The following is a 9,264-nucleotide window of genomic DNA, read 5'->3' as shown; positions in this document are numbered from 1 at the left end:
CTGGCGCTCTCCTTCGACCACCGCCTGGTCGACGGCGAACTCGGCTCCAAGGTCCTCGCGGACACCGCGGCGATCCTGGAGTACCCGAAGCGCCTGATCACCTGGGGCTAGTAGGTATTGAGGGGCTCGGGGAACTGCGAGGCGAGTGGCGGTCGGGTTGAAGGGCGCGGTGCGTCTGGGTGCTTCCGGGTTACCGGAGCCTCCAGACCCGCAGCCCGCTGAGACCCTCCGCCAGGAACCCCCGCCGTTCCCCGGGCCCCTGTTTGTTGCATTGGTCTGACCGAGGGAGTTTCGCGTCGGCGGGGCCGAGGGGCTGCCGTGGGTGGGTACGTCTGTGCGACCTGCACCCGCGCGCCAGGCCGGGTGACCGTCGCAGCGAGGACTCCCGCGTATGCCGACTGGCACTCCCGGCCCCGTGATGCGCAGTGCGGCCGCCCTGATCCTGGCCGCTGCCGCGGTGTTGCCCGCCGTGGTGGAGCTGGCCTCCCCGTCGCCGTCCACGGCGATAGGGCCGCCGGTCCAGGCGGACCGGGCGGCGCCGCCGGCCGGGCGGCCGGACCTGCGGGCTCCCGCGGCCGCTCCGACCGTCGATCTGCGGCTGAGCGGCGACCCATCGAACCGGATCACCCTGGTGCTGCTCGGCGACGGCTACACCATCGCCCAGCAGCCGCTCTTCCGGGACGAGGCGGACCGGGCCTGGCGGGCGCTGCTGGAAATCGAGCCGTTCCGGACCTACCAGGGGTTCTTCAACATACGCAGGGTCGACGTGGTCTCCCCGGTGGCCGGCATCGCCGAGAGCGAGAACACCGACAAGGCCCCGAACACGCCGCTCGGCATGCACTTCTGGTGCGAGGGCACGGCCCGGCTGCTGTGCGCCGACGAGGCCGCCACCGCCCGCTTCGCCGGGCAGGACCCCGGCCCGCAGTACCTGATCGCGCTGGCCAACTCGACCGAGTACGGCGGTGCCGGCGGTACGGGGGTGACCACGCTGGCCGGGGGGAGCCCGGATGCCGGGCGGATCATCCAGCACGAGATCGGCCACACCGTCGGCGCGCTCGGCGACGAGTACGACAGCGCCCCGACCGATCCGGACTACCCGAACCTGGCCACCGTCGGCGCCGAGGAGATGCTGCGCACCCGGGTCAAGTGGTGGCGCTGGCTGGGCGCCGAGTCACCGGACGGCGGCGGGACGGTGGGCGCGTACCGCAGTGCCAACGGGCTGTACCGGCCGACCGCGGACTCGGTGATGCGCACCCTGGGCGGGAGTTACAACCTGCCCTCCCGGGAGGCGATCATCGAGCAGTTGTACCGCCGGGTGAAGCCCGTCGATCCGCCCGACCCGGCTCCCGGCGCGGTCGCCGGCCGGCCCAGGCTGCACGTCCGCCCGCTGGGGCTGACCGGCCCGCGGCAGCTGCAGATCGCCTGGCAGCTGGACGGCAAGCCGGTGGAGGCCAGTACCGCGGACGGCACCTGGCTGGACACCGCGGCGCTGGCGTTGTCGTCCGGCCACAAGCACACCGTCACCGCGACGGTCCGGGACAGCACCGACTGGGTGCGCGACGAGGCCTTCCGCGACCAGTACATGACCCGGACGGCGACCTGGACTCTGACCGGCTGACCGGCGCCGACCCCCAGCCCAAAGATCATTTCATGGGATGACTAGCCTGGTTCCACTATGAGCGTGGACCCCGCAGGCACCGCACCGTCCCCATCCGTACCCGCTCCCCGCCTCCGCGCCGACCCGCCGCTCGCCCCCTTCCACCCGCCGGGCGGGCGGGCCGCCTGGCTCGCCTGGTCGATCGGCGTCAGCGTCTACGTCCTCGCAGTGGTGCACCGCACCAGCCTCGGCGTCGCCGGGCTGGACGCCTCCGCCCGCTTCGGCATCGGCGCCTCCGCGCTGTCCACCTTCTCGATCCTGCAGGTGCTGGTCTACGCCGGGATGCAGATCCCGGTCGGCCTGCTGGTGGACCGCCACGGGCCGCGCCGGGTGCTGCTGCTCGGGGTGGCGCTGATGAGCGCCGGGCAGCTGGCCTTCGCCTTCTCCACCGAGTTCGGCCCGGCGCTGGCCTCCCGGGCGGTGCTCGGCTGCGGCGACGCGATGACCTTCATCAGCGTGTTGCGGATCGCCGCCCGCTGGTTCCCGGCGGCCCGCAACCCGTTCGTCGCCCAGCTCACCGGGCTGGTCGGCACCGGCGGCAACCTGGTCACCACCGTGGTGCTGGCCCAGGCGCTGCACACCGCGGGGTGGAGCGCGACGTTCGCGACCATCGCGCTCACCGGCGTGCTGGTCTTCGCCCTGGTGGCGACGCTGCTGCGGGAGGCCCCGCCGGGGGCGCCCGCGCCGGTGCGGGTCGAGGGCGTCCGGCTTCCGGTGGGTCGGCAGATCCGGGCCGCCTGGGCCGAACCCGGCACCCGGCTCGGCCTGTGGGTGCACTTCACCACGGCCTTCCCGGCCTCCGCGTTCGGCCTGCTGTGGGGACTGCCCTACCTGGTCGAGGGGCAGGGCATGTCGCGGGCCGGGGCGGGCGGACTGCTCAGCCTGCTGGTGCTCAGCTCGATGGCCTTCGGGCTGCTGTTCGGCCGCCTGGTCTCCCGCTCCGCCGCGCTGCGGATGCCGATCACCCTCACCGTGCTGGCGGCCACCGCGGTGTGCTGGACCGCCACCCTCGCCTGGCCGCACGGCCACCCGCCGCTGTGGCTGCTGGTGGTGCTGATCCTGGTGATGGGCAGCAACGGCCCGGCCTCGCTGATCGGCCTGGACTACGCCCGCTCGTCCAACCCGGCCGAGCGGATGGGCACCGCCTCCGGCATCGCCAACATGGGCGGCTTCATCGGCTCGATGCTCACCCTGCTCGGCATCGGCGTGCTGCTGGACGCGCTCTCCGACCCGCACGCGAGCGGCTACAGCGCGCACGCCTACCAGCTGGCGTTCTGCTTCCAGCTGGCGCCGCTGCTGCTGGGCACCGCGATGATCCTGCGGCTGCGGCGCAAGCTGGCCTGACGCTCCGTCAGGAAACGTGCGGTCAGGGGGTGCTGACCAGGTGGGCCAGCACCCGGGCGGCCAGCTCCTGGTCGCCGGTGAGCTCGACCAGCGCCGCCTCCGGGCGGACCCGGCCGCAGCACAGCCGGACGAAGGTCGGCCAGTCCGTCGACAGCACCACGTCCGGGCCCATCACCACCGACTGGTCCACGACGCCCCGGCCGTCCGCCGCGACCCGGACGGTGCGGCGGAACGGCACCGCGCCGGTCACGTTGAAGACCACCGTGCTGCCGATCGGCGCGCCCGCCTCCTTCGCCACCTGCTTGGGCAGCGACTCGATCAGGAGGTCGCGGGTGACCAGCGCGGCGGGGGAGTCCTGGTTGCCCGGCTCCTGCAGGGCCCGGCGCAGGTCCTGCTCGTGCACCCAGACGTCGAAGGCGCGCAGCCGCAGCAGCGAGGTGTACGGGATGTCCCGGGTCAGCGGGCCGGCCGGCCAGCGCACCAGGTCGGCGGGCTCGTGCCGGGCGTTGCGCAGCGCCCGGGACCGGCGGATCACCGTGTACTCCAGCTCGCTGACCACCTCGACCGGGGTGTGGCAGCGCCGCTTGTCGACCGGCAGCTCCATGTAGCGGGCGTACTCGCTGGTGACGTGCCGCAGGTCGCGCGGCAGCGAGTGGATCGGACGGGGGTCGCCGAGCAACTCCGACTCGACGCCGATGATGTGCGAGACCACGTCGCGGACGGACCAGCCGGGGCACTCGGTGGCCCGGTTCCACGCGTCGGTCGGCAGCGGTGCGAGCAACTCGGATATGGACTCGATCGACTGCGTCCACGCATCGGTGTAAGCCTGCACGGTCTGGTTGTCCGTCACGGGAATCTCCGGCCCTCCGTCAGCTTCCGTCCCACGTCGCCCGGGCTGCTGAGACCTCCGCACGGACGCGCATACGGCACGTTACGCTGCCGGGTGAGAGCAGGGCAGCGCTTTCGGGTGACGATCGTAGGACTCTTGCCGTGGACGGTGGTACTGTGCGCGCTTCATTGATCCAACTCGCGGTCTTGGACTCCGAGCCGGTCGCCGAACGGCGGGCCCGGGCCGGGGCGCTGGTCCGTGCCCAGGAGGGCGCCGACCTGGTGGTGCTGCCGGAGTTGTGGCCGGTCGGCGGGTTCGCCTACGACGCCTGGTCGGCGGGCGCGGAACCGCTGGACGGACCCACCGCGGAGGCGATGTCCGCCGCCGCCCGGGCGGTCGGCTGCTGGCTGCACGCCGGTTCGATCGTCGAACGCGACCAGGACGGTCCGATCTACAACACCTCGCTGCTGTTCGCCCCCGACGGCGAACTGGTGCGCACCTACCGCAAGATCCACCGCTTCGGCTTCGACAGCGGCGAGGCGGTCGCGATGGGCGCCGGCCAGGAGATCGTCACCGCCGCCACCAACTTCGGCGTCCTCGGCCTGGCGACCTGCTACGACCTGCGCTTCCCCGAGCTGTTCCGGGCCCTGCTGGACGCCGACGCCGAGCTGCTGGTCGTCCCCGCCGCGTGGCCGGCCCGGCGCGCCGAGCACTGGAACCTGCTGGCCCGAGCCCGCGCCGTCGAGGAGCAGGCGTACGTGCTGGCCTGCAACACGGCCGGCACCCACGGCGGCGTCGAGCAGGCCGGGCGCAGCCTGGTGGTCGACCCGTGGGGCCGGGTGCTGGCCGAGGCCGGGACGGAGGAGCAGGTGCTCACCGTCGAGTTCGACCCGGCCGAGGTGGCCAAGTGCCGCGCCGACTTCCCGGTCCACCGCGACCGGCTGCTCGGCATCCCCGCGCCGGTCCAGCGCTGATCCCTCGAACTCCCTTGTGCGATTCCCTTGGTCCGGATTGACGGATCCGGGGTAGTCTGTGCGCGTTTTGTGAGTGGGCCAGAGCGCGTCCGGCGCGGTCTGGGGAGGGGGCGGCAGATGACTGCTGCGGGAGCTCGGGGCGGGCGCGCCCTGATCCGGCGCAACAGCCTCCGCGAGCAGATCGCCGACGCGCTGCGCGACGAGATGATGGCCGGGCGGCTGGCCGCCGGCCGGAACTTCACGGTCAAGGAGATCGCCGAGGTCTACGGCGTCTCCGCCACCCCCGCCCGCGAGGCGCTGGTCGACCTGGCCGCCCAGGGACTGCTGGTCAGCGAGCCGCACCGGGGTTTCACCGTGCCCGAGTTCGGCTGGGACGACTTCCTGGAGATCTTCGAGGCCCGCACCCTGCTCACCGACAACGCGCTGCGCCACCTCGGCTCCCGGATCCAGGGCTACGACTGGTCCCGGCTGGCCTCGCTGCGCCGCCGGGCCGACGCCGCCACCCGGGCCGCCCGGTCCGGCCAGCTCGACGTGCTGGTCGGCTGCGACCTGCGGTTCTGGCAGGAGGCCGCCGCCCTCCTGTGCAACGAGCGGATCTCCGCCTACCTCGGCTGGCTGCGGATCCAGTCCTGGATGTTCGCCGCGCCGCACCTGCGCGGGCGCACCGACCTCGCCGGGGTCTGCTGGGACCGGCACGGCGAGCTGGTCGACCGGGTCGAGGCCCGCGACCAGGTCGGCGCCCACCGGGTGGTCAACGACTACAACCTGTTCACCGTCGAACTGCTCGCCCGGCTGCTCGGCCAGCCGCTGGACGGCGTCGCGGTGCTGCGGCTGCTGCGCGAGCCGCAGCCGGCCCCCGCCGTCGCCCCGCCGAGCCCGTCGCCGTCGCCGGAGCCCGCGGCGGCGGCCGAACAGCCGGTTCCCGCCGTCGGGTTGGGCCGGGTGCCGATGCCCAGGTTCGTCCCGCCGGGCCGCTTCGCCCGCCCGTTCCGGCCGGGCAGCGGGGAGCCCGCCCCGGGCCGGTAGGGTGGGGCCTCGTTGCCCGCCCACCCGAGAGGATGAGCCGGCCCATGGCCTGCGACCTCTGGCTCGTCCCGCTCGTGGACGTGCTGACCCACAACCCCGAGAACCCGTTCCGCGAGGATCTGGACCGCTACAACGACGTGCTCGCCCAGCACGGCCTGCCGCACGTCCCGGTCCAGCCGTACGTCCCCGGGTTCTCCGGAGAGGTCGAGACGATAGCCGCCTTCGACTACGACTCGCTCCACTTCCTGCGCCGCGCCTACCTGTTGGGCCTGACCGGCTTCGAGGTGACGCCGGTCGACGCGCTCGGCAGCGACTACGAGCAGCTGCTGGAGATGTTCGAGGCGACCGCCGAACAGTCCCACCTGGTCTGGCACTTCGACCACGCCGGCGCCTACGTCCCGGTCGACTTCCAGATACCGCTGGTCGCCAACGAGCTCCTGGCAGCCGGCGGCCCGCTCGGGTCCTCGCACGGCCTGCTGCGCGAACTCCAGGCGGTCGCACCGCTGTTGGGCATCAACCCGCTCGACCCCCCGGCCCCCACCCGGCCGCTCGGCCCGACCCAGCTCGAGCAGCCCTTCGGGCCCCCGCTGGACGACTTCCACCCCTACGCGCGCGAACGCCACGCCTGGGCGGGTCTCTACGCCGCGGCCACCCGGAGCGTCACCCAGGGCTCGATGGTCGTCTTCGCGTAGCGCACCGCCCCCGACAACGGGATCCGCCCGGGGAGGGGAGTCCTCGCCGGGCGGATTCGTCGTGTCGGGCGCGCGATCAGCGCAGCGGTCCCTCCGGGGGACGCTGACGGGGCATGGTCGGGCGGGTGCCCGGCGGGGGCAGGACGCGGACCTGCGCGTTGGTGCCGCCCTCGCTGCGGTTGCCCCAGATGCCGGGTGCCTGGGTGGGGAGCTGGCTCATGCCGGCCCGGAACTCCAGCATCCACTCGGAGGTCTCGCTGCGGACCATGTCGGAGACGTCCTCGCAGAACCGGCGCAGCACCCCGAGGCAGCGCTCGGCGGCCTCGCCCGCGGTGCCCTCGGTGGGGCCGAGCACCTCGCGGACGCACTCCGAGGCCCAGTCGAACTGGAACGCCTCCAGGCGGCGCTGCAGCGCCTGGGCGGTGGAGACGTCCCGCATCCAGCCCGAGGTGAGCCCGAAGGCGCGGTCGGCGAGCAGCGCGGCGGCGGCCAGCGCGAGTCCGGCGTAGCCCCACTCCAGGGCGTGCGGGAGGACGCCGGTGAGTGAGATCAGCGGGGCGGTGACGCCGCCGACGGTGAAGACTCCGGCGGTGAAGCGCAGCAGCCGCGCCCAGCGGCGCTTCCAGATCCGGTCCCGGCGGTACCAGTCGATCGCCTCGACGGCCCGCTCCTCCGACCAGCGGTAGAGCTCCTCCAGCCGCTCGGCCGGCTCGCCCCAGTCACCGAGCGGGAACTGGCGGGCACTCAGGTCGGTGCGGCGACGGGTGGGAGTCCGTCCGCCGGAGCCCGGGGCGGGCTGGTCGTCGTCGGCGACCTCTTTGCCCCAAGGGCTCTCCTCGGGCTGCATTTCCGGCTGGCTCACCTGTGGCGCTCCCTGTGGCGGGGTGACTGCGGGGGCCCGGCGGGTACCGGGACTGGCGGTACGGACTTGGGTCGGTGCGTGGATCGGGCTGTGCAGTGCGTGGGACTGACGGTGCGTGGGACTGACGGTTCGCGGCATGGCGGTGCGGACCCGCGGCGCCGCGCGCGGGTCGAGCCGCCCATGGTGCCGTGCCCGGCGTACGGCCGGGTCCTCGTCCAACAGCACTTCTTACCGCCAAATGGCTGACCGTGGGGGCGCTTCCGTAGTGATCGTTATCGGAATTCACCTCCGGAAGCCGAGGTGAGAGGGTTTCGGCGGGTGGCCGGATTTCACCCGTCCGAGCGAGGTGAACCGAGGCCGTCGACATGACAGCGCGGCCCTTCGAGGAAGCCGACTGTATTTTCCTACATATTCGAACCGGCGATCGGGGTGGCGGTTGGAGCTTCCCACCGAGCCGCCGGACGGCGGGAACAGGCCACCGACTAGGCTTGACCGTCGTGAAGGTCCTCGTCATCGGCGGCGGCGCCCGCGAACACGCCCTGTGCCGCTCTCTGTCCCAAGATCCCGCCGTCACCGAGCTGCACTGCGCCCCGGGCAACGCCGGGATCGCGCAGGTGGCGACGGTCCACCCGGTCGACCAGCTGGACGGCGCCGCGGTCACCGCGCTCGCCCGCGAGCTGGGCGCCGACCTCGTGGTGGTCGGCCCGGAGGCCCCGCTGGTCGCGGGCGTCGCCGACCCGCTGCGGGAGGCCGGCATCCCGGTCTTCGGCCCGTCCGGGGAGGCCGCCCAGCTCGAGGGCTCCAAGGCCTTCGCCAAGGACGTGATGGCCGCGGCCGGCGTCCCCACCGCGCGCTCCTACGTCTGCACCACCGAGGCCGAGGCCGCCGAGGCGCTGGACGCCTTCGGCGCCCCGTACGTGGTCAAGGACGACGGCCTGGCGGCCGGCAAGGGCGTCGTCGTCACCGACGACCTCGCCGTCGCGCTGGATCACGCCAAGGCCTGCGAGCGCACGGTGATCGAGGAGTACCTGGACGGCCCGGAGGTGTCGCTGTTCGCGATCACCGACGGCACCACGGTGCTGCCGCTGGTCCCCGCGCAGGACTTCAAGCGGGCGCTCGACGGAGACCAGGGCCCGAACACCGGCGGCATGGGCGCCTACTCGCCGCTGCCGTGGGCCCCCGAGGGCCTGGTGCAGGAGGTGCTGGAGACCGTCCTGCAGCCCACCGTCGACGAGCTCCGCCACCGCGGCACCCCGTTCTCCGGACTGCTCTACGCGGGCCTCGCGCTGACCTCGCGCGGCACCCGGGTGATCGAGTTCAACGCCCGGTTCGGCGACCCGGAGACCCAGGTCGTGCTGGCCCGGCTACGCACCCCGCTGGCCGGCGTGCTGCTCGCCGCCGCCGAGGGCACCCTCGCCGAGCTCGAGCCGCTGCGCTGGGACGACGCCGCCGCGGTGACCGTGGTGATGGCCTCCGAGGGCTACCCCGCCAACCCCCGCACCGGCGACCCGATCGACGGCCTCGCCGAGGCCGAGGCCGACGGCACCGCCTTCGTCCTGCACGCCGGCACCCGCAGCGGCGACAACGGCGAGGTGCTCACCGCCGGCGGCCGGGTGCTCTCGGTCACCGCCACCGGCGAGAACCTCGCCGAGGCCCGTGCCAAGGCCTACGCGGGCCTGGCGAAGATCTCCTTCAAGGGTGCCCAGCACCGCACCGACATCGCGCTCAAGGCCGCGCTCTAACACCCGCGCGTCCCCGGTCCCCGGGGCGCTGCGTACGGACGACCCGTCCGGACGCAGCGCCCCGCGGTGTTTTCCGAGGTCGGAGCCGTCCCGTCGGGGACGGAGAAATCCACGCCTTCGGGTGATGACTTGGGCATC

The 9,264-nt window shown here is 73.4% G+C and carries 9 protein-coding genes; 7 read left to right on the top strand and 2 right to left on the bottom strand.

Translation table 11 applies throughout. The annotated features are described in order from the left end of the window. From AB0K51_RS23585 to AB0K51_RS23575, 3 genes are all read left to right on the top strand, one after another. A partial coding sequence (locus AB0K51_RS23585; RefSeq protein ID WP_363458710.1) for a 2-oxo acid dehydrogenase subunit E2 occupies positions 1-111 on the top strand: 111 nt, incomplete at its 5' end. A gap of 280 nt (positions 112-391) precedes the next feature. Beyond that, entirely contained in the window at positions 392-1,618 is a 1,227-nt protein-coding gene (locus AB0K51_RS23580; protein WP_363458706.1) for a M64 family metallopeptidase, read from the top strand. Positions 1,619-1,675: 57 nt separating this feature from the next. After that, positions 1,676-3,001 (top strand): MFS transporter, encoded by a 1,326-nt coding sequence (locus AB0K51_RS23575; RefSeq protein WP_363458705.1) that lies wholly within the window; start codon positions 1,676-1,678, stop codon positions 2,999-3,001. Positions 3,002-3,023: 22 nt separating this feature from the next. Here the strand turns inward: AB0K51_RS23575 and AB0K51_RS23570 are convergent, their stop codons facing one another. Beyond that, positions 3,024-3,851, bottom strand: a complete 828-nt coding sequence (locus AB0K51_RS23570; RefSeq protein WP_363458703.1) for a maleylpyruvate isomerase family mycothiol-dependent enzyme — start codon at positions 3,849-3,851, stop codon at positions 3,024-3,026. Positions 3,852-4,006: 155 nt separating this feature from the next. Here AB0K51_RS23570 and AB0K51_RS23565 point away from each other — a divergent pair, with 155 nt between their 5' ends. From AB0K51_RS23565 to AB0K51_RS23555, 3 genes are all read left to right on the top strand, one after another. Continuing rightward, positions 4,007-4,804 carry a carbon-nitrogen family hydrolase gene (locus tag AB0K51_RS23565; RefSeq protein ID WP_363458702.1) on the top strand — a complete coding sequence of 266 codons (798 nt, stop codon included), beginning with the start codon at positions 4,007-4,009 and terminating at the stop codon, positions 4,802-4,804. A gap of 117 nt (positions 4,805-4,921) precedes the next feature. Next, entirely contained in the window at positions 4,922-5,830 is a 909-nt protein-coding gene (locus AB0K51_RS23560) for a GntR family transcriptional regulator (protein WP_363458700.1), read from the top strand. A gap of 44 nt (positions 5,831-5,874) precedes the next feature. Continuing rightward, positions 5,875-6,522: a hypothetical protein gene (locus AB0K51_RS23555; protein WP_363458698.1), complete on the top strand. Its 648-nt coding sequence runs from the start codon at positions 5,875-5,877 to the stop codon at positions 6,520-6,522. 76 nt (positions 6,523-6,598) lie between these two features. Here AB0K51_RS23555 and AB0K51_RS23550 read toward each other — a convergent pair whose 3' ends face one another. After that, complete coding sequence (locus tag AB0K51_RS23550) at positions 6,599-7,369, bottom strand: SLATT domain-containing protein (RefSeq protein WP_363458708.1); 771 nt, start codon at positions 7,367-7,369, stop codon at positions 6,599-6,601. 512 nt (positions 7,370-7,881) lie between these two features. Between AB0K51_RS23550 and purD the strand changes: the two genes are divergently transcribed. Continuing rightward, on the top strand, positions 7,882-9,126 hold the full coding sequence (purD, locus tag AB0K51_RS23545) for a phosphoribosylamine--glycine ligase (RefSeq protein WP_363458697.1): 1,245 nt from the start codon (positions 7,882-7,884) through the stop codon (positions 9,124-9,126). The last annotated feature ends 138 nt before the right edge of the window (positions 9,127-9,264 follow it).

The organism is Kitasatospora sp. NPDC049285, assembly GCF_040678815.1.
Classification (GTDB): Bacteria; Actinomycetota; Actinomycetes; order Streptomycetales; family Streptomycetaceae; genus Kitasatospora.
Note: the sequence above shows the minus strand (reverse complement) of the source record. Positions and strands in the feature narration are given on the sequence as shown.

Bases quoted from the DNA above. Each gene is read 5' to 3' on its own strand.
- AB0K51_RS23575 (WP_363458705.1), top strand. From the start codon at position 1,676: ATGAGCGTGGACCCCGCAGGCACCGCACCGTCCCCATCCGTACCCGCT.
- AB0K51_RS23555 (WP_363458698.1), top strand. From the start codon at position 5,875: ATGGCCTGCGACCTCTGGCTCGTCCCGCTCGTGGACGTGCTGACCCAC.
- AB0K51_RS23560 (WP_363458700.1), top strand. From the start codon at position 4,922: ATGACTGCTGCGGGAGCTCGGGGCGGGCGCGCCCTGATCCGGCGCAAC.
- AB0K51_RS23550 (WP_363458708.1), bottom strand. From the start codon at position 7,369: ATGCAGCCCGAGGAGAGCCCTTGGGGCAAAGAGGTCGCCGACGACGAC.
- AB0K51_RS23580 (WP_363458706.1), top strand. From the start codon at position 392: ATGCCGACTGGCACTCCCGGCCCCGTGATGCGCAGTGCGGCCGCCCTG.